The 23,901-nt window shown below is 72.2% G+C and carries 20 protein-coding genes and 1 pseudogene; 3 read left to right on the forward strand and 18 right to left on the reverse strand.

The annotated features are described in order from the left end of the window. Positions 1 to 7 precede the first annotated feature (7 nt). From nuoK to ACWGIS_RS27450, 11 genes are read right to left on the reverse strand one after another with little or no spacing between them, the layout of a single operon-like run. Positions 8 to 307, reverse strand: a complete 300-nt coding sequence (nuoK, locus tag ACWGIS_RS27400; protein WP_006133113.1) for an NADH-quinone oxidoreductase subunit NuoK — start codon at positions 305 to 307, stop codon at positions 8 to 10. After that, positions 304 to 1,119, reverse strand: a complete 816-nt coding sequence (locus ACWGIS_RS27405) for an NADH-quinone oxidoreductase subunit J (RefSeq protein WP_453365121.1) — start codon at positions 1,117 to 1,119, stop codon at positions 304 to 306. The genes nuoK and ACWGIS_RS27405 overlap by 4 nt, the downstream gene beginning before the upstream one ends. Then, on the reverse strand, positions 1,116 to 1,766 hold the full coding sequence (gene nuoI, locus ACWGIS_RS27410) for an NADH-quinone oxidoreductase subunit NuoI (protein WP_453365122.1): 651 nt from the start codon (positions 1,764 to 1,766) through the stop codon (positions 1,116 to 1,118). The genes ACWGIS_RS27405 and nuoI overlap by 4 nt, the downstream gene beginning before the upstream one ends. Then, entirely contained in the window at positions 1,759 to 3,135 is a 1,377-nt protein-coding gene (gene nuoH / locus ACWGIS_RS27415; RefSeq protein WP_453365123.1) for an NADH-quinone oxidoreductase subunit NuoH, read from the reverse strand. Before nuoH ends, nuoI begins: the two co-directional genes overlap by 8 nt. Beyond that, on the reverse strand, positions 3,132 to 5,636 hold the full coding sequence (locus ACWGIS_RS27420; RefSeq protein ID WP_453365124.1) for an NADH-quinone oxidoreductase subunit G: 2,505 nt from the start codon (positions 5,634 to 5,636) through the stop codon (positions 3,132 to 3,134). Before ACWGIS_RS27420 ends, nuoH begins: the two co-directional genes overlap by 4 nt. Continuing rightward, complete coding sequence (nuoF, locus tag ACWGIS_RS27425) at positions 5,633 to 7,003, reverse strand: NADH-quinone oxidoreductase subunit NuoF (RefSeq protein ID WP_453365125.1); 1,371 nt, start codon at positions 7,001 to 7,003, stop codon at positions 5,633 to 5,635. Before nuoF ends, ACWGIS_RS27420 begins: the two co-directional genes overlap by 4 nt. Further along, the gene (nuoE, locus tag ACWGIS_RS27430) at positions 7,003 to 7,824 is read right to left on the reverse strand and encodes an NADH-quinone oxidoreductase subunit NuoE (protein ID WP_453365162.1); all 822 of its coding nucleotides are present in this window, start codon (positions 7,822 to 7,824) and stop codon (positions 7,003 to 7,005) included. Before nuoE ends, nuoF begins: the two co-directional genes overlap by 1 nt. A 29-nt stretch (positions 7,825 to 7,853) precedes the next feature. Beyond that, positions 7,854 to 9,194, reverse strand: coding sequence for an NADH-quinone oxidoreductase subunit D (locus tag ACWGIS_RS27435; protein ID WP_453365126.1), 1,341 nt, complete (start codon positions 9,192 to 9,194; stop codon positions 7,854 to 7,856). Continuing rightward, a complete protein-coding gene (locus ACWGIS_RS27440) occupies positions 9,191 to 9,931 on the reverse strand; it encodes an NADH-quinone oxidoreductase subunit C (RefSeq protein WP_453365127.1) in 741 nt (246 codons plus the stop codon). Before ACWGIS_RS27440 ends, ACWGIS_RS27435 begins: the two co-directional genes overlap by 4 nt. Further along, a complete protein-coding gene (locus ACWGIS_RS27445) occupies positions 9,928 to 10,482 on the reverse strand; it encodes a NuoB/complex I 20 kDa subunit family protein (RefSeq protein WP_355779461.1) in 555 nt (184 codons plus the stop codon). Before ACWGIS_RS27445 ends, ACWGIS_RS27440 begins: the two co-directional genes overlap by 4 nt. 13 nt (positions 10,483 to 10,495) lie before the next feature. Then, positions 10,496 to 10,855 carry an NADH-quinone oxidoreductase subunit A gene (locus ACWGIS_RS27450; protein WP_007383963.1) on the reverse strand — a complete coding sequence of 120 codons (360 nt, stop codon included), beginning with the start codon at positions 10,853 to 10,855 and terminating at the stop codon, positions 10,496 to 10,498. A gap of 713 nt (positions 10,856 to 11,568) precedes the next feature. Here ACWGIS_RS27450 and ACWGIS_RS27455 point away from each other — a divergent pair. Next, a complete protein-coding gene (locus ACWGIS_RS27455; protein ID WP_453365128.1) occupies positions 11,569 to 12,396 on the forward strand; it encodes a C40 family peptidase in 828 nt (275 codons plus the stop codon). Positions 12,397 to 12,746: 350 nt separating this feature from the next. Here the strand turns inward: ACWGIS_RS27455 and ACWGIS_RS27460 are convergent, their stop codons facing one another. Continuing rightward, on the reverse strand, positions 12,747 to 14,081 hold the full coding sequence (locus ACWGIS_RS27460) for a geranylgeranyl reductase family protein (protein WP_453365129.1): 1,335 nt from the start codon (positions 14,079 to 14,081) through the stop codon (positions 12,747 to 12,749). A 47-nt stretch (positions 14,082 to 14,128) separates the two neighbouring features. On the opposite strand from ACWGIS_RS27460, the gene ACWGIS_RS27465 reads away from it, so the two are divergent. Further along, on the forward strand, positions 14,129 to 14,635 hold the full coding sequence (locus ACWGIS_RS27465; protein ID WP_453365130.1) for a GNAT family N-acetyltransferase: 507 nt from the start codon (positions 14,129 to 14,131) through the stop codon (positions 14,633 to 14,635). 178 nt (positions 14,636 to 14,813) lie between these two features. Here ACWGIS_RS27465 and ACWGIS_RS27470 read toward each other — a convergent pair whose 3' ends face one another. Both ACWGIS_RS27470 and ACWGIS_RS27475 read right to left on the reverse strand, forming a co-directional pair. After that, positions 14,814 to 17,513, reverse strand: coding sequence for a zinc-ribbon domain-containing protein (locus ACWGIS_RS27470; RefSeq protein WP_453365131.1), 2,700 nt, complete (start codon positions 17,511 to 17,513; stop codon positions 14,814 to 14,816). 146 nt (positions 17,514 to 17,659) lie between these two features. After that, positions 17,660 to 18,355, reverse strand: a complete 696-nt coding sequence (locus ACWGIS_RS27475) for a demethylmenaquinone methyltransferase (RefSeq protein ID WP_453365132.1) — start codon at positions 18,353 to 18,355, stop codon at positions 17,660 to 17,662. A 7-nt stretch (positions 18,356 to 18,362) separates the two neighbouring features. On the opposite strand from ACWGIS_RS27475, the pseudogene ACWGIS_RS27480 reads away from it, so the two are divergent. Then, positions 18,363 to 19,345 (forward strand): annotated as a pseudogene (locus ACWGIS_RS27480) (hydrolase). Positions 19,346 to 19,365: 20 nt separating this feature from the next. Here the strand turns inward: ACWGIS_RS27480 and ACWGIS_RS27485 are convergent. From ACWGIS_RS27485 to ACWGIS_RS27500, 4 genes are all read right to left on the reverse strand, one after another. Continuing rightward, a complete protein-coding gene (locus ACWGIS_RS27485; RefSeq protein ID WP_453365133.1) occupies positions 19,366 to 19,965 on the reverse strand; it encodes an imidazolonepropionase-like domain-containing protein in 600 nt (199 codons plus the stop codon). Between the two features lie 7 nt (positions 19,966 to 19,972). Beyond that, positions 19,973 to 21,172 (reverse strand): cyclic dehypoxanthinyl futalosine synthase, encoded by a 1,200-nt coding sequence (mqnC, locus tag ACWGIS_RS27490; protein ID WP_453365134.1) that lies wholly within the window; start codon positions 21,170 to 21,172, stop codon positions 19,973 to 19,975. Positions 21,173 to 21,243: 71 nt separating this feature from the next. Then, positions 21,244 to 21,981 carry a prepilin peptidase gene (locus ACWGIS_RS27495; RefSeq protein WP_453365135.1) on the reverse strand — a complete coding sequence of 246 codons (738 nt, stop codon included), beginning with the start codon at positions 21,979 to 21,981 and terminating at the stop codon, positions 21,244 to 21,246. A gap of 58 nt (positions 21,982 to 22,039) precedes the next feature. Then, entirely contained in the window at positions 22,040 to 23,842 is a 1,803-nt protein-coding gene (locus ACWGIS_RS27500; RefSeq protein WP_453365136.1) for a protein kinase domain-containing protein, read from the reverse strand. Between the last annotated feature and the right edge of the window lie 59 nt (positions 23,843 to 23,901).

Below are 23,901 nucleotides of genomic sequence, written 5' to 3' on the forward strand. Positions count from 1 at the left end.
CGACCCCTTACAGCTTCATCAGGCTGGCGTCGTCGACCGAGGCCGAGTGGCGGGAACGGAACAGCGACACGATGATCGCGAGCCCGACCACGACCTCCGCGGCGGCGACGACCATCGTGAAGAAGGCGATGATCTGGCCGTCGAGATTGCCGTGCAGGCGGGAGAAGGCGACGAACGCGAGGTTGCAGGCGTTGAGCATGAGCTCGACGCACATGAACACCACGATCGCGTTCCGCCTGATGAGCACACCGGTGGCGCCGATCGTGAACAACAGGGCGGCGAGATACAGGTAGTTGACCGGGTTCACTTGGGACCCTCCCCTGTCTTCGTGCGCTCCAGGCGCTCCTCGGCGCGCTGTTCCAGGGCCTTCAGGTCGTTCAGTGCCTCGGTCGACACGTCACGGATCTGGCCGCGCTCGCGCAGCGTCTTGTTGACCGTGAGCTCCGACGGCGTGCCGTCGGGCAGCAGGCCGGCGATGTCCACCGCGTTGTGCCGGGCGTAGACACCGGGCGCCGGCAGCGGCGGCAGGTGCTTGCCCTCGCGGACGCGCTCCTCGGACAGCTCGCGCTGGGTCTTGGCCCGCTCGGTGCGCTCGCGGTGCGTCAGCACCATGGCGCCGATGGTGGCGGTGATGAGCAGCGCGCCGGTGATCTCGAAGGCGAACACGTACTTCGTGAAGATGAGGGAGGCGAGGCCTTCCACGTTCCCGTTCGCGTTCGCCCGGCCGAGGCCGTTGAAGTCCTTCACCGACGCGTTGCCGATGCCCGCGAACAGCAGGATGCCGAAGCCGAGCCCGCACAGCAGGGCCAGCCAGCGCTGGCCCTTGATGGTCTCCTTCAGCGAGTCCGCCGCGGTGACGCCCACGAGCATGACGACGAAGAGGAACAGCATCATGATCGCGCCCGTGTAGACGACGATCTGCACGACGCCCAGGAAGTACGCGCCGTTGGCGAGGTAGAACACCGCCAGGACGATCATGGTCCCGGCGAGACAGAGCGCGCTGTGCACGGCCTTCTTCATGAAGACGGTGCACAGGGCGCCGATCACGGCGACGGTGCCGAGGATCCAGAACTGGACGGCCTCTCCGGTGGAGGTGGAGTAGGCGGCGAGCGGCATCATCGGCGGATCACCTTCTCCGACGCCGGTTCGTCCTCTCCGAAGGTGGACGCGGCCTCCTGCGGCACCTCGCCCCGGGAGACGGCCACCTGGCGCTCCGTACCCGGCGCGGCCTCGGTGACCAGTCCGCGGTAGTAGTCCTGCTCGTCCGTGCCGGGGAAGATCGAGTGCGGGCTGTCGACCATGCCCTCCTCCAGTCCGGCGAGCAGCTGCTCCTTGGTGTAGATCAGGTTGGCGCGGCTGCTGTCGGCCAGCTCGAACTCGTTCGTCATCGTCAGCGCGCGCGTGGGGCACGCCTCGATGCACAGGCCGCACAGGATGCAACGGGCGTAGTTGATCTGGTAGACGCGGCCGTACCGCTCGCCCGGCGAGTAGCGCTCCTCGTCGGTGTTGTCCGCGCCTTCCACGTAGATGGCGTCGGCGGGGCAGGCCCAGGCGCACAGCTCGCAGCCGACGCACTTCTCCAGGCCGTCCGGATGGCGGTTGAGCTGGTGCCGGCCGTGGAACCGCGGGGCGGTGGTCTTCGGCTGCTCCGGGTACTGCTCGGTCAGCCGCTTCTTGAACATGGCCTTGAAGGTCACACCGAAGCCGGCGACGGGGTTCTGGAAGCCGGGCTTGCTCTGCCCGGTCTCCTTCGGCTCCTCAGCCATCGGACCCCTCCTTTCCGTCACGAGTCCCGCCGAGTGATCCGTCACTCGCAGTATCGGACCCACCACTGACAATCAACTCCCGCTCGCGGCGCGAGGGGCGCCGCGGTACCGGCGGCAACTCCTGGCCGGGCAGCGGGGGCACGGGGAATCCGCCGGCCATCGGGTCGAAGGCGGCCGGCTCGGCGGGCGCCTCCTGCTCCTTGGCACCCCGGTCGCGGAAGATGTCCACGACGAACGAGAGCAGCAGCAGGACGAGGACACCGCCGCCCACGTACAGGGCGATGTCGGCGAAGTCGTAGTTCTCGTTGCGCAGGGTCCGCACGGTCGCGACGAGCATCAGCCAGACCACCGAGACCGGGATCAGGACCTTCCAGCCGAGCTTCATCAGCTGGTCGTAGCGGACCCGGGGCAGCGTGCCGCGCAGCCAGATGAAGAAGAACAGCAGCAGCTGCACCTTCACCGTGAACCAGAGCATCGGCCACCAGCCGTGGTTGGCGCCCTCCCAGAAGGTGCTGACGGGCCACGGGGCCCGCCAGCCGCCCAGGAAGAGCGTCGTGGAGACGGCCGAGACCGTCACCATGTTCACGTACTCGGCGAGCATGAACATCGCGAACTTGATCGACGAGTACTCGGTGTTGAAGCCGCCGACCAGGTCGCCCTCGGACTCCGGCATGTCGAACGGGGCGCGGTTGGTCTCGCCGATCATCGTCACGACGTAGATCACGAAGGAGACCGGCAGCAGCACGATGTACCAGCGGTCGTGCTGCTGTTCCACGATCGTGGACGTCGACATCGACCCGGAGTACAGGAAGACCGAGGCGAACGCGGCGCCCATGGCGATCTCGTACGAGATCATCTGGGCGCAGGAGCGGAGGCCGCCGAGCAGCGGGTACGTCGACCCGGAGGACCAGCCCGCGAGCACGATGCCGTAGATGCCCACCGAGGCGACCGCGAGGATGTAGAGCATCGCGATCGGCAGGTCGGTGAGCTGCATCGCGGTGCGGTGGCCGAAGATCGAGACCTCGTTGCCGGCCGGCCCGAAGGGGATCACCGCGATCGCCATGAACGCCGGGATGGCCGCGACGACCGGCGCGAGGACGTAGACCACCTTGTCCGCGCGCTTGACGATGACGTCTTCCTTGAGCATCAGCTTGATGCCGTCGGCGAGCGACTGGAGCATGCCCCAGGGGCCGTGCCGGTTGGGTCCGATGCGCAACTGCATCCAGGCGACGACCTTGCGCTCCCACACGATGGAGAAGAGCACGGTGATCATCAGGAAGGCGAAGCAGAAGACCGCCTTGACGACGACCAGCCACCAGGGGTCGGTGCCGAACATCGAGAGGTCTTCAGCGGCGAGGTACGGACTCATGCCTCCACCTCCTTGAGGGCCTCGGCAGCGAGCGTCGCCGGGCCGATGTGGACGAGTGCGCCGGGCAGCGCCCCGGTGTCGGAGGCGACGCCCCCTCCGGTGGAGTTCAGCGGGAGCCAGACGACCCGGTCGGGCATCTCCGTGATGCGGAGCGGCAGTTCGACGACCCCGGCGGGACCGGTGACGGCGAGGAGACCGCCCTCCTCGACGCCCGCCTCGGCGGCCGTGGCGGCCGACAGGCGCGCCTGTGCGGCGTGCCGGGTCCCGGCCAGCGCCTCGTCGCCCTCCTGGAGGCGGCCCTGGTCGAGCAGCAGCCGGTGGCCCGCGAGCACGGCCTCCCCGGCGGCGGGCCGCGGCAGCAGCGCCGACGTCTCCAGCGGGTCGGTGGCGCGCGGCCCGTCCCAGGCGCCGAGGCGGTCCAGCTCGGCGCGCGCGGTCCGCAGGTCCGGCAGGCCCAGGTGGACGTCCATGGCGTCGGCCAGCATCTGCAGGACGCGTGCGTCGGTGGGCGCGAGACGGCGGGTCATCTGGTCGGGCTTGAGCGCCGCCTCGAAGAGCCGCACCCTGCCCTCCCAGTTGAGGAACGTGCCCGCCTTCTCGGCGACCGCGGCGACCGGCAGGACCACGTCGGCGTGGTCGGTGACCTCGCTGGGGCGCAGTTCGAGCGACACCAGGAAGGGCACCTCGGCGAGGGCGGCACGCGCGCGTACCGGGTCGGGCAGGTCGTTGACCTCGACGCCCGCCACCACCAGGGCCCGCAGTTCCCCGCCGGCGGCGGCGTCGACGATCTGACCGGTGTCGCGGCCGTAGCGGTGCGGGAGTTCGGCGACGCCCCAGACGGCGGCGACCTCGTCCCGCGCGCGCGGGTCGGTGGCCGGACGTCCGCCCGGCAGCAGCGACGGGAGCGCGCCCGCCTCGATCGCGCCGCGCTCCCCGGCCCGGCGCGGGATCCACACCAGCCGGGCCCCGGTCGCGGTCGCGGCCCGTACGGCGGCGGTGAGGCCGCCCGCGACGGCGGCGAGCCGCTCGCCGACCGCGATGACCGCGCCCTCGGCGCGCAGCGCCTCGGCCGCCGCGGCCCCGTCGCCCTCCAGGCCGACGCCGCTCGCGAGGGCGTCCAGCCACTCGGTCTCGGTGCCGGGCGCGGCGGGCAGCAGCGTGCCGCCCGCCTTCTCCAGACCCCGGGTGGCGTGCGTGGCGAGCGAGAAGGTCCGCTGGCCGTGCCCCCGCCACGCCTTGCGCAGCCGCAGGAAGACGCCGGGCGCCTCCTCCTCCGACTCCAGGCCCGCGAGCAGCACGGCGGGCGCCTTCTCCAGGGCGGTGTACGTGACCCCCGTGCCGTCGAGGTCCCGGCCGCGGCCGGCGACCCGGGCGGCCAGGAAGTCGGCCTCCTCGCTGCTGTGCACGCGTGCGCGGAAGTCGATGTCGTTGGTGTCGAGCGCCACCCGCGCGAACTTGCTGTACGCGTAGGCGTCCTCGACGGTCAGCCGGCCGCCGGTCAGCACCCCGGCCCGGCCGCGCGCGGCCGTCAGCCCGCGGGCCGCCGCCTCCAGTGCCTCCGGCCAGGAGGCGGGCTCCAGCTCACCGGAGGCACCGCGCACCAGCGGGGTGTCGATCCGGTCGGGGCGCTGCGCGTAGCGGAAGCCGAACCGCCCCTTGTCGCACAGCCACTCCTCGTTGACCTCGGGGTCCTCGGCGGCCAGGCGCCGCATGACCTTGCCGCGCCGGTGGTCGGTGCGGGTCGCGCAGCCGCCGGAGCAGTGCTCGCACACCGACGGCGAGGAGATCAGGTCGAAGGGCCGCGAGCGGAAGCGGTACGCCGCCGAGGTGAGCGCGCCGACCGGGCAGATCTGGATCGTGTTCCCGGAGAAGTACGACTCGAAGGGGTCGCCCTCTCCGGTGCCGACCTGCTGGAGCGCGCCGCGCTCGATCAGCTCGATCATCGGGTCGCCGGCGATCTGGTTGGAGAAGCGGGTGCAGCGCGCGCACAGCACGCACCGCTCGCGGTCCAGCAGCACCTGCGTGGAGATCGGGACGGGCTTCTCGTACGTCCGCTTCCGGCCCTCGAAGCGGGACTCGGACTGTCCGTGGGACATGGCCTGGTTCTGCAGCGGGCACTCGCCGCCCTTGTCGCAGACCGGGCAGTCCAGCGGGTGGTTGATGAGCAGCAGCTCCATCACCCCGTGCTGGGCCTTCTCGGCGACCGGCGAGGTGAGGTGCGTCTTGACGACCATCCCGTCGGTGCAGGTGATCGTGCAGGACGCCATGGGCTTGCGCTGGCCCTCGACCTCGACGATGCACTGGCGGCAGGCGCCGGCCGGGGCGAGGAGGGGGTGGTCGCAGAACCGGGGGATCTCGATGCCGAGCTGTTCGGCGGCCCGGATGACCAGGGTGCCCTTGGGCACGCTGATCTCCACGCCGTCGATCGTCAGCGAGACCAGGTCCTCCGGCGGGATCGCCGCCTCGCCGCCTCCGGAGGGAGCGCTGGTGGTCACTGTCATGCGTTCACCTCCGCGTGCTTGTCCGCCCAGGCGGTCGACTTGGCCGGGTCGAAGGGGCAGCCCCGGCCCGTGATGTGCTGCTCGTACTCCTCGCGGAAGTACTTGAGCGAGGAGAAGATCGGCGAGGCCGCGCCGTCGCCGAGGGCGCAGAAGGACTTGCCGTTGATGTTGTCGGCGATGTCGTTGAGCTTGTCGAGGTCGGACATGGCGCCCTTGCCCGCCTCGATGTCGCGCAGCAGCTGGACGAGCCAGTACGTGCCCTCACGGCAGGGGGTGCACTTGCCGCAGGACTCGTGGGCGTAGAACTCGGTCCAGCGGGTGACCGCCCGGACGACGCAGGTGGTCTCGTCGAAGCACTGGAGCGCCTTGGTGCCGAGCATGGAGCCCGCGGCGCCGACGCCCTCGTAGTCCAGCGGGACGTCGAGGTGCTCGTCGGTGAACATCGGGGTGGAGGAGCCGCCCGGGGTCCAGAACTTGAGCCGGTGTCCGGGGCGCATCCCGCCGCTCATGTCGAGCAGCTGGCGCAGGGTGATGCCGAGCGGCGCCTCGTACTGGCCGGGGCTCGCGACGTGGCCGCTGAGCGAGTACAGCGTGAAGCCCGGGGACTTCTCGCTGCCCATCGACCTGAACCACTCCTTGCCCTTGTTCAGGATGGCGGGAACCGACGCGATCGACTCGACGTTGTTCACCACGGTGGGGCAGGCGTAGAGGCCCGCGACCGCGGGGAAGGGGGGACGCAGGCGCGGCTGGCCGCGGCGGCCCTCCAGCGAGTCGAGCAGCGCGGTCTCCTCGCCGCAGATGTACGCGCCCGCTCCGGCGTGCACGGTGAGTTCGAGGTCGAGTCCGCTGCCCAGGACGTTCTCGCCGAGGTAGCCGGCGGCGTAGGCCTCGCGGACCGCCTCGTGCAGCCGGCGCAGGACGGGGACGACCTCGCCGCGCAGGTAGATGAAGGCGTGCGAGGACCTGATCGCGTAGCAGGCGATGACGATGCCCTCGATGAGGCTGTGCGGGTTCGCGTAGAGGAGCGGGATGTCCTTGCAGGTCCCCGGCTCCGACTCGTCGGCGTTGACGACCAGGTAGTGCGGCTTTCCGTCCCCCTGCGGGATGAACTGCCACTTCATCCCGGTGGGGAAGCCGGCGCCGCCGCGGCCGCGCAGACCGGAGTCCTTGACGTAGGCGATGAGGTCGTCCGGCGACATGGCGAGCGCCTTGCGCAGTCCCTCGTAGCCCTCGTGCCGCCGGTAGACGTCCAGGGTCCAGGACTTCTCCTCGTCCCAGAACGCCGACAGCACGGGCGCGAGCAGCTTCTCGGGGCTGCCGCCGGCCTCCGGCTGGGAGGTTCCTCCGTATTGAGTGGACACGGTCATCACTCCCCCTCCTCGGCTGCCGGACCCGCCGGGTGGGACGGGTCGGAGGCCGACGTGTCCTGCGGCGCGTCGTGCGAGCTGAGGTGTTCGGTCGGCGACGGCTCGTGCGGGGGCGCGTCCTTGGGGCCGGAGCCCCGCGGGTGGACGACCCGAGCGGCGCCGGTCTCGCCCTTGGCCAGCCGCAGACCGGTCAGCGAGGCGTGGCCCGCGCTGCCGCCGGCCTCGACGGCGCCCTCGCGCTCGTCGGGGAAGCCCGCCAGGATCCGGGCGGTGTCCTTGAACGTGCACAGGGGGGCGCCGCGGGTCGGCTCGACCGGGGCTCCGGCGCGCAGGTCGTCGACGAGGCGCTTGGCGGAGTCCACGGTCTGGTTGTCGAAGAACTCCCAGTTGACCATCACGACCGGGGCGAAGTCGCAGGCCGCGTTGCACTCGATGTGCTCCAGGGTGACCTTGCCGTCGCCGGTGGTCTCGCCGTTGCCGACGCCCAGGTGGTCCTGGAGCGCCTCGAAGATCGCGTCGCCGCCCATCACCGCGCACAGGGTGTTGGTGCAGACGCCGACCTGGTAGTCGCCGCTGGGCCGGCGGCGGTACATGGAGTAGAAGGTGGCGACCGCGGTGACCTCGGCGGTGGTCAGGCCGAGCATCTCGGCGCAGAACCGCTGTCCGGTGCGCGTGACGTGGCCCTCCTCGGACTGCACGAGGTGCAGCAGCGGCAGGAGCGCGGAGCGGGAGTCCGGGTAGCGGGCGATGATCTCGCGCGCGTCGGTCTCCAGCCGGGTCCGGACGTCGTCCGGGTAGTCGGGCGCGGGCAGTTGCGGCATGCCCAGGCTGACACCCTCGGGAGTGGTGGTCACCGGTCGACGCCTCCCATCACGGGGTCGATGGACGCGACGGCGACGATGACGTCGGCGACCTGGCCGCCCTCGCACATCGCCGCCATGGCCTGGAGGTTGGTGAAGGACGGGTCGCGGAAGTGGACCCGGTAGGGGCGGGTGCCTCCGTCGGACACGGCGTGCACGCCCAGTTCGCCCTTGGGCGACTCGACGGCCGCGTACGTCTGTCCCGGCGGGACGCGGAAGCCTTCGGTCACCAGCTTGAAGTGGTGGATGAGGGCCTCCATGGAGGTGCCCATGATCTTCTTGATGTGGTCGAGCGAGTTGCCGAGGCCGTCGGGGCCGAGCGCGAGCTGGGCGGGCCAGGCGATCTTCTTGTCGGCGACCATGACCGGGCCGGGCTGGAGCCGGTCCAGGCACTGCTCGACGATGCGCAGCGACTGGCGCATCTCCTCCAGGCGGATCAGGAAGCGCCCGTAGGAGTCGCAGGTGTCGGCGGTCGGGACCTCGAAGTCGTAGGTCTCGTAGCCGCAGTACGGCTGGGTCTTGCGCAGGTCGTGCGGCAGGCCCGCCGAGCGCAGGACGGGTCCGGTGGCGCCGAGGGCCATGCAGCCGGCCAGATCGAGGTAGCCGACGTCCTGCATGCGGGCCTTGAAGATCGGGTTCCCGGTGGCGAGCTTGTCGTACTCGGGAAGGTTCTTGTGCATCTTCTTCACGAACTCGCGGATCTGGTCCACCGCGCCGGGCGGCAGGTCCTGGGCGAGTCCGCCGGGCCGGATGTACGCGTGGTTCATCCGCAGGCCGGTGATCAGCTCGTAGATGTCGAGGATGAGTTCGCGGTCGCGGAAGCCGTAGATCATGATCGTCGTGGCGCCGAGCTCCATGCCGCCGGTGGCGATGCACACCAGGTGGGAGGAGAGCCGGTTCAGCTCCATCAGGAGCACCCGGACGATCGTGGCGCGGTCGGGGATCTGGTCCTCGATGCCGAGGAGCTTCTCCACCGCGAGGCAGTACGCCGTCTCGTTGAAGAACGGCGTCAGGTAGTCCATGCGCGTCACGAACGTCGTGCCCTGCGTCCACGTCCGGTACTCGAGGTTCTTCTCGATGCCGGTGTGCAGGTAGCCGATGCCGCAGCGGGCCTCGGTGACGGTCTCGCCGTCGATCTCCAGGATGAGCCGGAGCACGCCGTGCGTGGAGGGGTGCTGCGGCCCCATGTTGACGATGATGCGCTCGTCGTCGGACTTGGCCGCGGCCTGGGCGATCTCGTCCCAGTCGCCGCCGGTGACGGTGTAGACGGTGCCCTCGGTCGTCTCGCGGGCCGAGGCGGCCGATGCCCCGGAAGGGGTCTGCGTGCTCATGAGTACGACCTCCGCTGGTCCGGAGCCGGGATCTGGGCGCCCTTGTACTCGACGGGGATGCCGCCGAGGGGATAGTCCTTGCGCTGCGGGAAGCCGGGCCAGTCGTCCGGCATCATGATCCGCGTCAGCGCCGGGTGGCCGTCGAAGATCAGCCCGAAGAAGTCGTACGTCTCGCGCTCGTGCCAGTCGTTCGTCGGGTAGACGGCGACCAGCGAGGGGACGTGCGGGTCGGAGTCCGGGGCGCTGACCTCCAGGCGGATCAGCCGGTTGTGGGTGATCGAGCGCAGGTGGTAGACGGCGTGCAGCTCGCGGCCCTTGTCCTCGGGGTAGTGCACGCCGGAGACGCCGGTGCACAGCTCGAAGCGCAGGGCCGGGTCGTCGCGCAGGGTCCGCGCGACGCGCTCCAGGTGCTCGCGCTCGACGTGGAAGGTGAGCTCGCCGCGGTCGACGACCGTCTTGCCGATCGCGTTCTCCGGGACGAGGCCCTGTTCCTCCAGGGCGCCCTCCAGCTCGTCGGCGACCTCGTCGAACCAGCCGCCGTAGGGGCGGGTGGCCGGGCCGGGCAGCCGGATCGAGCGGACCAGGCCGCCGTAGCCGGAGGTGTCGCCGCCGTTGTGCGCGCCGAACATGCCGCGCTGGACGCGGATCTCCTCGCCCTGGTCGCCCCGCTGGCCGGGGAGGTTGGAGGCGCCGAGGTCCTTCTCGGGGTTCACCCCGTTGCCGTTCGCGTCGCTCACCGCAGCAGGCCCTTCATCTCGATGGTGGGGAGCGCCTTGAGCGCCGCTTCCTCCGCCTCGCGGGCCGCCTCCTCGGCGTTCACGCCGAGCTTGGAGGTCTGGATCTTCTGGTGGAGCTTGAGGATCGCGTCCATCAGCATCTCGGGCCGCGGCGGGCAGCCGGGCAGATAGATGTCGACCGGCACGATGTGGTCGACGCCCTGCACGATGGCGTAGTTGTTGAACATCCCGCCCGACGATGCGCACACCCCCATGGAGATCACCCACTTCGGGTCGGGCATCTGGTCGTAGACCTGCCGCAGCACCGGCGCCATCTTCTGGCTGACCCGGCCGGCGACGATCATCAGGTCCGCCTGGCGCGGAGATCCGCGGAAGACCTCCATGCCGAAGCGCGCCAGGTCGTAGCGGCCCGCGCCGGTCGTCATCATCTCGATGGCGCAGCAGGCGAGTCCGAACGTGGCGGGGAAGACGGACGACTTGCGCACCCAGCCCGCGGCCTGCTCGACGGTGGTCAGCAGGAAGCCGCTCGGCAGCTTTTCTTCGAGTCCCATGGCTTAAGGCCCCTCAGTCCCATTCCAAGCCGCCGCGCCGCCATACGTACGCGTACGCGACAAAGACGGTGAGCACGAAGAGCAGCATCTCCACGAGCCCGAAAACACCCAGGGCGTCGAAGGTGACGGCCCAGGGGTAGAGGAAGACGATCTCGATGTCGAAGACGATGAAGAGCATCGCCGTCAGGTAGTACTTGATGGGGAAACGCCCGCCGCCGGCCGGCGTGGGGGTCGGCTCGATGCCGCACTCGTAGGCCTCGAGCTTGGCCCGGTTGTACCGCTTCGGACCGATCAGCGTGGCCATGACCACGGAGAAGATCGCAAAGCCTGCCCCGAGGGCTCCCAGTACGAGGATGGGCGCATACGCGTTCACCGCTCCTCGCTCCTCTCAGTCGGCACTGACTGCTGGCGGTTGTGCCGGGCGAGCCCCCGCCCCACCCGTCCCACGAACCCCGTGCGTCCCGACGAAGATCGCGTACATGTGAAGCAGGTCACAAGCCCAACTGCCCCGCATCCTATGCCTGCCGGTCTGTGATCTGCGACACGGGGGTCACCAAGGACTTTGTGATCTCCACCACCAGTCGAAGGATCATGAAGTCGGATGAGCGGTGATCTTCATACGCGAAGCAGTCAAGTGATCACCAAGAGGTGACATTTTCGCTCGTCACCGCTGGTCGGAGCCCTGGCGCATTATCAAGCCGCCGCGATCGCAGGCAAATTGGCGCTGGACCAGATCCCTTGATAGAGGGGCCCGTTCACACATCAGGGGGAGCGGGACGGACGGATGTGGACACGTGCACCCGTTCACGAGCGGAGGGCGGTCGCGTTTTCGCGCGGGACGCGTCGGCCGGGGGCGCCGTTCCGTGACGTGCGTCACACCGGCGTCGGCTCCGGATAAACGGGGCTTGGCCACTGGCCTCAACCAGTGGTAGGCGCGGGGCAATTCGGGCGTAATTCCGAAAGCCCATGATCACAGGCGTGATCGACTCTGTCCGCAATGCCCGTTACGGCGTCAATGAGGGGCGCAGCGCCCGCTTTTCGGCCCTCCGTTGAACAACTGTGGCGCACCACACGTTTCTTGAAGGTATGGAGGAGCCCCTGGTACCGCTTGTACCCATGTCCCACACCGCTCACATACGCAGCCACCGGAAGCCCCGCCGCAACGCGTCGAGTCTCGCGATGCGCGCCGGAGTTGCCGGTGGCGTTCTCAGCACCCTGGCAGTGGCCGGGGCGTCCGGTGCGGCGAGTGCCGCCGAGCCCGTGACGCAGACCATCGAACTGCCGACCCTGACGGCCGACCTGTCGACTCAGGTCGCGCAGTCCGCGGACGCCACCCAGCAGGCGGCGGCCAACTACGAGCTGCAGGCCGAGCGCGACGCGGCCGCGGCCAAGGCCGCGAAGCAGGCCAAGGCCGACCTCGCCGACGCCAAGAAGAAGGCGGAGGCCCGGAAGAAGGCCGAGGCCGAGCGCAAGGCCGCCGCCACCCAGGCCGCCTCGCGGTCGTCCCAGCGCACCACCCTCGCGGCGTCGGCCGACGCCGACGTCCCCGTCGCCGCCACCGGCAGCGTCGCGACCGTCGTCGCCTTCCTGAAGGCACAGGTCGGCGACGCCTACGTCATGGGCGGCACCGGCCCCAACGCCTGGGACTGCTCCGGGCTCGTCCAGGCCGCGTTCAAGCAGGTCGGCGTCGACCTGCCGCGCGTCTCGGAGGCCCAGTCCACCGCCGGCACCCCCGTGTCGCTCTCCAACGTGCAGGTGGGGGACATCCTGTACTGGGGCTCGGCCGGATCGGCGTACCACGTCGGCGTCTACATCGGTAACGGCCAGTACCTGGACGCCGCCAACCCCTCCAAGGGCGTGGTGATCCAGGACCTCTCGGGCTACCCGGCCACCGGCGCGGTGCGGGTGCTGTAGCCAGGGGCATTTCACATCGAAGGCCACCTTCCGGGCGGGAAGGTGGCCTTCGCGTGCGTCCGGCCCCGGGGTCCGCGGGTCCCAAACGGCCCTCGGCGGGCCCTCAGCGGCTCCGCCGGGCCGAGGCGGCGGCCCACCGCCCCCACGCCTCCGGGGGCGGCGGACGCGGCCGTTCCCGCGTTCGGTGGGGCTAATTGGGCAGATGGGACTTAGGTGTCTTATGAGGCCGAAGCGGCACACGAGGCAACTCCGGCCCCTCTCAAGCCTCCTGAACACGGATCCGCCCGCCTCGGCGGGTCTGCCGGGGCGGGCGGGCCGGTGCGTCCGGGATGACCCGGCTCAGCGGGCGATCACGCCTTCGGCGCGACCTTCGACAGGCCGTTGATGATGCGGTCCATCGCGTCGCCGCCCGTCGGGTCGGTGAGGTTCGCGAGCATCTTCAGGGTGAACTTCATCAGCATCGGGTGGCTGAGACCGCGCTGCGTCGCGATCTTCATGACCTTCGGGTTGCCGATGAGCTTCACGAAGGCGCGGCCCAGCGTGTAGTAGCCGCCGTAGGTGTCCTTCAGGACGCGCGGGTAGCGCTGGAGCGCCAGTTCGCGCTGGCCGGGCGTGGAGCGCGCGTGCGCCTGCACGATGACGTCCGCGGCGATCTGGCCGGACTCCATGGCGTACGCGATGCCCTCGCCGTTGAACGGGTTGACCAGGCCGCCCGCGTCGCCGACGAGCAGCAGCCCCTTGGTGTAGTGCGGCTGGCGGTTGAAGGCCATGGGGAGGGCGGCGCCGCGGATCGGGCCGGTCATGTTCTCCGGGGTGTAGCCCCAGTCCTCCGGCATCGAGGCGCACCACGCCTTGAGGACCTCGCGCCAGTCCAGCTCCTTGAAGGAGTCGGAGGTGTTCAGGACACCGAGGCCGACGTTCGACGTGCCGTCGCCCATCCCGAAGATCCAGCCGTAGCCGGGCAGCAGCCGGTCCTCGGCACCCCGGCGGTCCCACAGCTCCAGCCAGGACTCCAGATAGTCGTCCTCGTGCCGGGGGCTGGTGAAGTACGTGCGCACCGCGACGCCCATCGGACGGTCCTCGCGGCGGTGCAGGCCCATCGCCAGCGACAGCCGGGTCGAGTTGCCGTCGGCCGCCACGACGAGCGGCGCGTGGAAGGTGACCTCGCGCTTCTCCTCGCCCAGCTTGGCGTGCACGCCCGTGATGCGGCCCGTGCGGTCGTCCAGGACCGGGGCGCCGACGTTGCAGCGCTCGTACAGCCGGGCGCCCGCCTTCTGCGCCTGCCGGGCCAGCTGCTCGTCGAAGTCGTCGCGCTTGCGGACGAGTCCGTAGTCGGGGAAGGAGGCGAGATCCGGCCAGTCCAGCTGGAGCCGGACGCCGCCGCCGATGATCCGCAGGCCCTTGTTCCGCAGCCAGCCGGCCTCTTCGGAGATGTCGATGCCCATCGCGACGAGCTGCTTGGTGGCGCGCGGGGTCAGGCCGTCGCCGCACACCTTCTCCCGCGGGAACGCGGTCTTCTCGAGCAGCAGGACGTCGAGTCCGGCCTTGGCCAGGTGGTACGCGGTCGCGGAACCGGCCGGCCCGGCCCCGACCACGATGACATCGGCGGTGTTTTCGGAGAGGGGCTCGGTCACGGCGGGTTCTCCCCAAGGTTCGGAAACTGCGTGCTGACGGGCACTGGACATGGGCAGTCTATGCAGCGGTACTGATCACCCGGCTGAAGGGCTGCCCCGTGAACCGAGCTCTCCCCGTAGTACGGCTTCGTGTACCCACCGACGAGGACGCCTTCGCCTGGCACCGGCTCTTCGCCGACCCGGAGGTGATGGAGTTCCACGGGGGCGTGCCGGCCGAGGTGTCCGTGTACGAGGAGCTGACCGCGCGGCAGCGCCGGCACGACGCCGAGCGCGGCTTCTGCCTGTGGACGGTGACCGGCGCCGACGGCGAGGTGCTCGGCTTCACCGGCGCCCAGCCCTGGCCGCACGAGTGGGGGCCCCGGGGCGAGGTCGAGATCGGCTGGCGGCTCGGGCGCCGGTTCTGGGGCCGGGGCTACGTCACCGCCGCCGCGCGCACGACGCTGGACCGGGTGCGCTCGGCGGGCGTACCGGGCGTCGTGGCGATGGTCCACGCCCGCAACGAGCGGTCCATCTCGGTGACCAGACGTCTGGGCATGGAGCTCGCCGAGCGGTTCACGACCCCGGCCTCGCGCCAGGAGGGCCACTGCTACCGGCTGGCCCTCTGAACGGTTCCGGCCGGCCCGCGGGGGCGCCTCCGGACCGGGGGCGGTGCCCAGCGGTACCCGGCGGTGCCTGTCCCGGCCGGGCTCGGGCGGGACGGGCGGCCCGCGCGGCGCCCGCCCGGTCCGCCGCCGTCCGGCCCGCGCCGCGAACCGGACGGACCGGGCGGCCCGTTCGTAGTGCTCAGGTGAGTCGCCAGGACTCCAGGGCGATACGGAAGGTCTCCGAGAGGCCGGTGTCCCACTGCTCGTCGAGGCCGACGATCATGATCGCGTACTCGGTGCCGTTGTCGGCGACGTAGCCCTGGTCCTTCGCGCGGACGGTCCGGCCGGTCTCGTCCGTGTAGGTGTACTCCCAGATCGCCCCCGCCCGCCCCTGGAAGGTGTTGCGCTCCAGCTTGACCCGCTTGTAGCCGGTGTTCTTGCGCTTCGCGGTCTTCTCCAGGGTCACGAAGTTGTCGTACGAGGTGTAGCCCGCGTTCGCGATCACCCCGACCTGGAGGTGGGCGATCCCGGTCGATCCCGCGTAGGTCACCTGGTTGCCGTTCTTGACGCCCTCGCGGCCCCACACCTCGGGGACGCCGAAGGAGAAGCCCATCGGGTCGGTCAACCGCTGGTAGCCGTCGGGGAGTCCGGAGGCCGCCGCGGGCCCCTCCGTGGCCTCGTCCGAAGGCGACGGAGACGGAGACGGGGACGGGGACCCGCCGGACTCCGCGGGCGGAGCGGGGGTGTTCTCGTCCGCGGGCGTCACCTTCGTGGGCGCCTTGTCCGAAGTGCCCTCCGACTCGCTGTCCTGCCACACGAGCACGCCGGCCGCGGCACCTCCCCCGACGACGAACGCCACCACGAGGGTGACCACCCAGACGAGTGCCCTGCCCCGCGGCTTCGGGGTGACGGGGCCCGCGGAGAGGGAGGACGGGGCGAAGGCGGCGGGAGCCCCCGGCGGGACGGGCAGCGCGTGTGCGGGGAGTGCCGGGGCCGCGTGGGGCGCCGGGATGGCGGGGACGTAGGGCACCGGTGGGACGGGCGGGGTCCGGTCGTGCCCGGCCTGGCCGTGCGGGGCCTCCCCGGGCCCCGACTGGCCGTGCGCGGCTTGGCCGTGCGCGGCCTGGTCGTGCGCGGCCCGATCGGCCTGAGTCCGGTCGTGCGGGGCCTGATCTGGCGGCGCCTGGTGGCCGAGGCGCACGGTGTGCGGGTCGCCGGGAGCGGAGGCGGGCGCGGGCACCCCAGGCATCCCGGGTGCCCCGAATCCGGCGGGGCCCGCGGGCGGCGGGGGCAGCGGCGGGGCGGTCGGGGCCGTCCGCGCCCCGGTCATCCGCAGCAGGTACGGCGCCAGGAGGGCCGCCGCGAAGATCCAGAGCAGCCCGAAGAGCAGCGCGTCCGGGACGCTTACCCCGATGCCGAAGCCGCCCGCGAGCGCGTCTCCCGAGCCGAAGCCCGAGCCCTGGTCCGAGCCGCCGGACAGACCGCCCGCGGCCTCCACGCCCAGGCCCCCGGTCCCGGCCAGCAGCAGGAACAGCCCGAGGAAGACACCCGCCGACAGCAGCTGCTCACGCCGGTCGGCGGAGCGCCGCGCGGCCAGGACTCCCAGGGTCAGCGCGCAGACGAGGCCGAGGGCCAGCGCGCCCACGACGGCCCAGGAGTTGACGGCGTCCCCCAGGTCGGAGAGCCCGAAGGCGCGGTGCTCGTACCCGCCGCCGTACGGTGAGCTGCCGCGGGCCTCCACCTCGACGGGCGCGCCCCAGGACAGACCGAGGACCAGTACCGCGAGGTTGGGCAGCAGGAGCAGCACGATCAGGTACGGGGAGACGCCGGAGCCGTCGAGTTCGGACCCGTCGCCGAAGTCGTCCGTCTGGGCCAGCCGGACGAGGGCGACGAGGGAGCACAGGACCAGGACGACGGCGAGCGCGCGCAGGGCCGTGCCGGTCGCGCGGACGAACGCCCGCGGCCCCGGCCGGACGGCGAGCCACTGGGCGAGGTCGTCGCGGTGCAGCATCCCGCCGCCGACGGCGAGTCCGAGCAGCAGGGCACCGAGCGCTGCGGGCCACGGCGAGGCCGAGATCTCCACCTCGTCGGCCACCGTCGGCTGCGCGAACAGCCCGAACACGAGCACGGCGCCGGTCACCAGCAGCGCCACCCGCAGGGCCGCCTCCAGCCCGGCGGTCGCGCCGCGCTCCGGGCGTACGGCCAGCCGCCCGCGCAGCGTCCGCACACCGACCGCGTACGCGGCCAGCCACAGCGCGGTGACGGTCAGCGGGACCAGCGACAGCTGCGCCCCGCCGCCGAGTTCGGAGCCGAACCCGCTGCCGCCGTCCGTGCCGAACATCGGGTCGGCGGCCTCCTTCACCTCGAATCCGCCGCCGAGGGCCTGGAGCAGCACGGCCAGGGCGATCCGCATCCGGTCGCCGAACCCGACGACCACGTCGTCGCCCTGCCCGTAGGAGGGGATCGCCAGGGCCACGGCCGCGACGAGCAGCAGCCCGACCGGCCACAGCGCGGCCTGCGCGGACCCGGCCCAGTCGCCCTTGAGCGCACGGCCGAGGAAGGCGCCGACGGGTGACGGTCCGGAGGGCGTGGGCGGGTGGAAGGGTGGCGGCGGTCCCGGCGGCACGGCTCCCGGGAACGGCGGAGCACCGGGCGCGGCGAACGCCTCGGGAGCGGGCGCGACGGCGGGCGGCCCGGGCGGCGCCTCCGGCACGGCCGGCGCCTCCGGTGCGGCCGGTGACTCCGGGGCGGCCGGAGCGGCCGACGGCTCCGGGGCGGCGGCCGGCGGTGCCGGCGGCGGATCCCCCGCGGGTACCGGCAGCCGCTCACGGCCGCACTTCATGCAGAAGCGCGCCTCGTCGGGAGCGGGTGCACCGCAGTGCGGGCAGTACGACGCCATGGGAACGCTCCGTCATCCAGAGAACTCGGGCCGTGACCGGACGAAGTCAGGCGTTATCAACGGACACGAGTTTCCCATTGACCGGTTCCCGACAACGCCCCACTCGTACGGGTGAATTGACGTCGCCTCGGGCCCCGGACGCGCGCTCAGCCCTGCTTGTGGCCCCGGTGCAGCGCCACGACCCCGCCCGTCAGGTTCCGCCAGGCCACCTTCGACCAGCCCGCCTTCTGCAGGCGCCGGGCCAGGGCCGGCTGGTCGGGCCAGGCGCGGATGGACTCGGCGAGGTAGACGTACGCGTCGGGGTTGGAGGACACCGAGCGGGCGACCGGCGGCAGCGCGCGCATCAGGTACTCCGTGTAGACGGTCCGGAAGGGCGCCCAGGTCGGGTGCGAGAACTCGCAGATCACGACGCGCCCGCCGGGCTTGGTCACCCGGTACAGCTCGCTCAGGGCGGCGTCCGTGTCCTGCACGTTGCGCAGCCCGAAGGAGATCGTCACCGCGTCGAAGGTGTCGTCCCGGAAGGGCAGCTTCGTCGCGTCGCCCGCCGTCAGCGGCAGCCAGGGGTTGCGCCGCTTGCCGACCTGGAGCATGCCGAGCGAGAAGTCGCAGGGCACCACGTAGGCGCCGGTGCGGGCGAAGGGGAGGGAGGAGGTGGCGGTGCCGGCCGCCAGGTCCAGGACCTTCTGGGCGGGCCGGGCGTCGACCGCCTTCGCGACCTCTTTCCGCCAGAGCCGGGCCTGACCGAGCGACAGCACGTCGTTCGTCAGGTCGTACCGTTCCGCCACGTCGTCGAACATCGAGGCGACTTCGTGCGGCTGCTTGTCCAGGGATGCGCGGGTCACGCGCCCATTGTGGCAGTACGGGCCGGGCGCGTCCCAGGCGCCCGGCCCGTACGCCGGTCGATCGGGCCGCCGCTCAGGGCAGCAGCCGGGGCCTCCTGCGCGCCGCGACGTCCTCGACCCACCCGGCGAGCCCTACGTCAGCGCCACGGCCGCCGCCGCCCCGGACACCGCCGGCTCACCGGCGACGTACAACCTGGCGTTCGTGATCTCCGACGGCAGCCGCCGCACGCCGGAGTGGAACGGGACGCACGCCATCGGAGACCCGGCGGTGACGTCCCGCCTCCGGGCGCTCACGGACACCGGTGCCGAGGTCCGCGTCTCCTTCGGCGGGGCGTCCGGCAAGGAACTGGCGTCCACCTGCGGCAGCGCCGCCGAACTGGCCGCCGCCTACGGCGCCGCGCCGGACGCGGCCGGGGCCACCCGGGCCGACTTCGGCATCGAGGGCGACGAACTGACCGACTCCGCCTCCGTCGCCCGGCGTTCGGAGGCCATCGGGCTGCTCCAGGAGCAACGCGGCGACCTGGAGGTCTCGTTCACGCTGCCCGTGATGCCGTCGGGCCTCGACGCCGACGGCCTGGCGCTCCTGGAGTCCGCGAACGACCACGCCGTGAAGGTCTCCACCGTCGACATCATGACGATGAACTACGGCAGTTCGTACGCCGGTGACAAGGGCGACTACGCCCTGGCCTCCGCCGAGGCCGCCCACGACCAGCCGGCGGACGTCTTCGGCCTCTCGTCGGCGGCGGCCTGACGGGGCCTCGCCCTCACCTCGATGATCGGCGTCAACGACGTCGCCGGCGAGACGTTCACCCTCGCCGACGCGGCGCAGGTGCGCGCGTTCGCCGTGCACAAGGATCTCGCGTGGCTGTCGATGTGGTCCGCCTTCCGCGACCGCCCGTGCGACGAGGACGACTCCTCGTCCGACGACGCGGCCACCGACTTGGGGTGGAGCAGAGCCCGGGCGCTTTCGCGGAGGCGTTCACGGGCTGAGCCGGCGCCGGATGCCGTGATCAGCGGCTCCGGTACACCAGCCGTCCGCCGATCACGGTCGCCACGCAGGTCCCCGCACCACGCCGGACCAGTTCGGCGCGGTCCGCGACGTCGAACACGGCGAACCGGGCGGGACCGCCGGGCACCAGCGCCGGCAGCACGATCAGCGGGGCCGGGGACAGTGCCGCCGGACCCGGGAGCCGGTCCGGCCGCCGTCCCACCGCGAGGCCGACCCTGCGCACCGCGTCGGCCACGGCCCGCGACCGCAGCTCCCCGGCCACCGCCACCGTGCCGTGCGCCAGCAGCCGCTGGATCCCGCGCCGTGCGCTCGCGCCGACGCGTGCGGGATCGGCACGGAAGATCCGCCGGGCCCGCTCCCCGCCGATGGGCTCGGTGCCGAAGCCGTCGGCCTCGCGCGGGTCCGGGTGGTACATGGCCTCCAGGAGCTCCGGGGCGTACGGGTTGAGCAGTCCCGGCGTCAGGATGCCGGGCCAGCGCCGCACCTTCGCGTCCGGGTGGGCGGCGGCGAGTTCCTCGTACGGGCCGACGGCGGCGACGGTTGCCCCGTCGACCAGGACCGCCGCCTCGGGCGACTGCTCGGCTACGTGAAGTGTCAGCACCTTGCGCCTAGTTGGAGGCCAGCAGCTTCAGCTCGGGATGAGCCGTGCCGCCCTCGATCGCCGTGGACGAGATGTGCGAGACGACGCGCTCGTCGACCGGGTCGTCCGCCGGGTCGTCGTGCACGACGATGTGCTCGTAGGTCGTGGTCCGCTGGGCCGGGACACGGCCCGCCTTGCGGATCAGGTCGATGATCTCCATGCGGTTGGAGCGGTGCTTGGCACCGGCCGAGGAGACCACGTTCTCCTCCAGCATGATCGAGCCGAGGTCGTCCGCGCCGTAGTGCAGCGACAGCTGGCCGACCTCCTTGCCGGTGGTCAGCCACGAGCCCTGGATGTGGGCGACGTTGTCGAGGAACAGCCGGGCGATGGCGATCATGCGCAGGTACTCGAAGAGCGTGGCCTGCGTCCGGCCCTTGAGGTGGTTGTTCTCGGGCTGGTAGGTGTACGGGATGAAGGCGCGGAAGCCGCCGGTGCGGTCCTGCACGTCACGGATCATCCGCAGGTGCTCGATGCGCTCGGCGTTCGTCTCGCCGGTGCCCATCAGCATGGTGGACGTCGACTCGACGCCCAGGCCGTGCGCGATCTCCATGATCTCCAGCCAGCGCTCGCCGCTCTCCTTCAGCGGGGCGATCGCCTTGCGGGGCCGCGCGGGCAGCAGTTCGGCGCCGGCCCCGGCGAAGGAGTCGAGCCCGGCGGCGTGGATGCGCTGGATCGCCTCCTCCACGGAGACCCCGGAGATGCGGGCCATGTGCTCGACCTCGCTGGCCCCCAGGCTGTGGATGACGAGCTGCGGGTACGCCTGCTTGATCGCGGCGAAGTGCTTCTCGTAGTACTCGACGCCGTAGTCCGGGTGGTGCCCGCCCTGGAACATGATCTGCGTGCCGCCGAGCTCGACCGTCTCCGCGCAGCGGCGCAGGATGTCGTCGAGGTCGCGCGTCCAGCCCTTGGCGGTGTCCTTGGGGGCCGCGTAGAAGGCGCAGAACTTGCACGCCGTGACGCACACGTTCGTGTAGTTGATGTTGCGCTCGATGATGTACGTCGCGATCTGCTCGGTCCCGGCGTACCGGCGGCGGCGTACGGCGTCGGCGGCGGCGCCCAGCGCGTGCAGCGGGGCGTCGCGGTAGAGGTCGAGCGCCTCGTCGGGGGTGATCCGCCCACCCTCGGCGGCACGGTCGAGGACGGACTGGAGGTCGGCCTTCTCGGTCACCGGGTGTGTCCCTTTCGTAAGGGTGTGGACGGACCGAACCAGCCTACGCCAGCGCTCCCGGCGCCCCGACGTCAGGCCGCGTACGCCCCGATCAGCAGGCCCGCGAAGGCTCCCGCGAGCAGGAACGGGCCGAAGGGGATCGACGTCCTGCGCCCGGCCCGCCGCGCCACGACCAGAGCCAGCCCGTACAGACCGCCGAACAGGAACCCGGCGAAGGTCCCGAGGAACAGCACGCTCCACCCGTACCAGCCGAGCACGGCGCCGAGTCCGAGGGCCAGTTTCACGTCCCCGAAGCCCATCCCCCGGGGGCTGATGAGGAAGAGGACGAAGTACGCGACGCCGAGCGCGAGCGAACCGAGGAGCGCGGTCGGCCAGTCCCCCGCGTGCTCCGGCGCCAGCGCGGCCACGCCGAGCAGGGCGAGCGCGGCGCCCGCGAGCGGCAGGGTGAGCGCGTCGGGCAGCCGCTGCACCCGGAAGTCGACCACGGCGAGCAGCACCGCGAGCGGCGCGAGCAGCAGCCAGGCGAGCAGCTCGGGCCGCGTCCCGGTGGCGAGCGCCAGGGCGGCGCAGACCAGGGCGGTGGCCAGGCAGACGGCGGCGGTCGCGGGCCCGTACCGGCCGCCGTCCGGGCAGCGCGCCGGGCCGAGCCAGCCGCCGGCGACACCGGTGATCGCGTGTCCGTCGGGGCAGCGGTCCCGCCAGGGCTCGTCCGGCGCGACGGCGAAGCGGTACGCGGCCCGCGGCACCAGCAGCCCGGCGGCCGCACCCCATCCGGCGGCGAGCGCGGTGAGCCACACGTCGAGATCCACGCGCCCACCCTACGAGGGCGGGTGGCGCGGATGAACCCCGAAAACCGCCCCGGGCCCGCTACTTGACCCGGGACATCCGCGCGGTCGGGTCGCCGGCCGCCCGGTTGTCCGTCTCGTAGGCGAGGTCGTCGCCGGTCGGGGTCAGCCGCACCTCGTGCCGGCCCGTCGTGCAGTGCGAGCCGTTGGACTTGTCGGCGACGCTGGTGGCGACGAGCTGCTTGGCGGTGACCTTCTTCAGGACGAGGACGTCGTCGCAGGTCCCGCCGAGCTGGTCGGTCTGCCGGAACGTGCCGAACTCCTCCCCGGGCGACGCCTGGCGCACGGTGACGCGGATCGTGCCGGCGGCGAGGGCGCCGTCGAGCGCGCGGGCGTCCCCCTCCCAGGTGCCGAGGTAGGACGCCGGGATGCGGCCGGCGGCGCCGCCGGGCAAGGGCGTGCTCGCGGAGGCCGACGGGCTCCCGCCCGCCGTGTCGTTGCCGCCCGAGCCGTCGCCCTGGATGAGGCGGAGGAGGAACACCGACCCCACCGTCACCGCGGCCAGCGCCCCGACGACCCCGAGCGCGACCGTGCAACTCAGCTTCCTGCCGCGCCCGTTGGCCCCGGTCGTGGAGGTCGCGGCCACGCTCACGGAGAGCCTGCCGGGCCGGCCGTCCTGCTGCGGGCCCGTGTGCTCACGGGCCGGTACGGAGTCCTGGGGCCCCGCGGTGCCCGCCGCCGCCGGGAAGGGACGCGGCGGCCCGTCGGGGATGCGCGGCACCGGCACGGACCCGGAGGGCATCGCGGGCGGCGGCCCGAACACCCCCGAGGGCGGCTGCCCGAACCGCCCGCCGGAGCCTCCCGCCGCGAAGGCCCCCTCGGACGGCACCGCGTCCCGGGCGGACCCCGCGCCCGCCGCGGACAGCGGTCCGGGCACCCCGCCCACCGAGGGGCTGGTGAAGCCGACCGGACCCGAGGGCGCCGCGTCGCCCGCCTCCAGGTTCAGCAGCTGGACGGCGCTCCGGCTGACCTGCTCCACCAGCGGCCCGGGCAGCCAGCCCGTCGCGACCAGCCGGGCCGCGCCCTGCGGGGCCAGCCGCCGGGCGACCTCCTCCGGGGCGGGCCGGGCACCGGGGTCCTTCGCCAGGCAGCGGGACACCAGCTCCCGCAGCTCGCCCGCCAGTTCACCGAGTTCGGGCTCCTCGTGCACCACCTTGTAGAGCAGCGAGGCGGAGGACTCGCCGGGAAAGGGCGACCGGCCCGTCGACGCGTACGCCAGCACCGCGCCCAGGGAGAAGACGTCCGCGGCGGCGGCGACCCCCCTGCCGAGGATCTGCTCGGGCGCCATGTAGCCGGGCGAGCCGACCGACACGCCCGTCGAGGTCAGGGAGGCCGTGCCGTCGGTGGCCCGGGCGATGCCGAAGTCGATCAGCAGCGGGCCGTCGAGGGTCAGCAGCACGTTGGACGGTTTGACGTCGCGATGGACCAGCCCGAGCGCGTGCACCGCGGCGAGCGCCTCGCCGAGGCCCGCGCCGAGCACCCGTACGGAGTGTTCGGGCAGCGCTCCGCCGTCCGCGACCGCGCCCGCCAGCGAGGGACCCGCCGCGTACCCGGTCGCGACCCAGGGCACCGGCGCCCCGGGGTCGGCGTCCAGCACCGGGGCCGTCCAGGCGCCGCCCACCCGGCGCGCGGCGTCCACCTCGCGCCGGAAGCGGGCCCGGAACTCCTCGTCCAGCGCGAAGTGCGGGTGCACCATCTTGACCGCGACCGTGCGCCCGCCCGCGCTGCGGCCCAGATAGACCCGGCCCATACCGCCGGAGCCGAGCCGGCCGAGCAGCCGGTAGGGCCCCACGACGGTGGGTTCGCCGGATTCCAGCGGCTGCATCACGCCCACCTCTCCCCCGTACGCGTGCGTTCCCCAGCAGGGTAGTGCCGCCGGGGCCG

The organism is Streptomyces sp. NPDC054842 (assembly GCF_053611025.1).